This window comes from uncultured Flavobacterium sp., from assembly GCF_937967675.1.
Classification (GTDB): domain Bacteria; phylum Bacteroidota; class Bacteroidia; order Flavobacteriales; family Flavobacteriaceae; genus Flavobacterium.
This window is the reverse complement of the sequence record NZ_CALBSN010000020.1, coordinates 1-1,599: the sequence shown is the minus strand read 5'-3', so window position 1 is coordinate 1,599 and position 1,599 is coordinate 1. Positions and strand designations below refer to the sequence as shown.

The following is a 1,599-nucleotide window of genomic DNA, read 5'->3' as shown; positions in this document are numbered from 1 at the left end:
CGCGTGAAGCAAACGTTCACCGTTTAGCAGAAGTTTCAGGAAATATTATCGACCAATGTGTAGCACAAGGTGTTCCTTTTGCACGCGAATATGGTGGAATGTTAGATAACCGTTCGTTTGGTGGAACGCAAGTACAACGTACTTTCTACGCTGCTGGACAAACAGGACAACAATTATTATTAGGAGCATATTCAGCTTTATCAAGACAAATCGGGTTAGGACGTGTACAAATGTTCAACCGTCACGAAATGTTGGATTTAGTTAAAGTGGATGGAAAAGCTCGTGGAATTATCGCTCGTAACTTAATTACAGGAGAAATTGAAAGACATTCAGCTCATGCTGTGGTTATTGCTTCTGGAGGTTATGGAAACGTATATTTCCTTTCTACAAACGCAATGGGAAGTAACGTAACAGCTTCTTGGAAAATCCACAAACAAGGAGCGTTATTTGCAAATCCATGTTATGTACAAATTCACCCAACATGTATTCCGGTTCACGGAACAAATCAGTCAAAATTAACGTTGATGTCTGAATCGTTACGTAACTCAGGACGTATTTGGGTGCCAAAGAAAAAAGAAGATGCTGAAGCAATCAGAGCTGGGAAATTAAAACCAACTCAAATTGCTGAAGAAGATAGAGATTACTACTTAGAAAGAAGATATCCTGCTTTTGGTAACTTAGTGCCACGTGACGTAGCTTCAAGGGCTGCAAAAGAGCGTTGTGATGCTGGTTACGGAATTGAAGCTAATGATACTAATGAAGGAGTTTACTTAGATTTCTCAACAGAGATTCAAACAAAAGGTCGTCAAGCGGCTTATGCTAAAGGAAATCATAATCCAACACCTGAAGAAATTACAGCATTAGGGAAACAGTGGTTAGAAGAGAAATATGGTAACTTGTTTACGATGTATCAAAAAATCACGGATGAGAATCCTTATGAAACACCAATGAAAATTTATCCAGCAGTTCACTATACTATGGGTGGTGTTTGGGTTGATTATAACTTACAATCTACAATTCCAGGTTGTTTCGTAGCTGGAGAGGCTAACTTCTCTGACCACGGAGCTAACCGTTTAGGAGCGTCAGCTTTAATGCAAGGTTTAGCGGATGGATATTTTGTATTACCTTACACAATTTCTAACTATTTAGCAGACGAAATCAGAACAGGTAAAATTTCTACTGAATCTCCAGAATTCGCTGAAGCAGAAGCTAGAGTGAAAGATTCAATTAGTAAATTCTTAAACAACAATGGTACCAAGTCTGTTGATTATTTCCATAAAAAATTAGGTTTGATTATGTGGAATAAAGTAGGTATGGCTCGTAACGAAAAAGGATTAACAGAAGCTATTGCTGAAATTGCTCAATTAAAAGAAGATTTTTACAAAGATGTTTATGTTCCTGGAAGCGCAGACGAATTGAATCCTGAGTTAGAAAAAGTATTAAGAGTTGCAGATTTCATCGAATTAGGTCAATTAATGGCTATGGATGCTTTACAACGTAAAGAGTCTTGTGGAGGTCACTTCCGTGAAGAATATCAAGATGCTGAAGGTGAAACATTACGTGATGACGAAAACTTCAAATTTGTTGGAGCTTGGGAAT

The 1,599-nt window shown here is 37.8% G+C and carries 1 protein-coding gene; it reads left to right on the top strand.

The features are described from left to right. Window positions 1-1,599 (top strand): fumarate reductase/succinate dehydrogenase flavoprotein subunit (locus Q0075_RS01270; protein WP_297867934.1); only part of this gene is annotated, 1,599 nt, incomplete at both ends.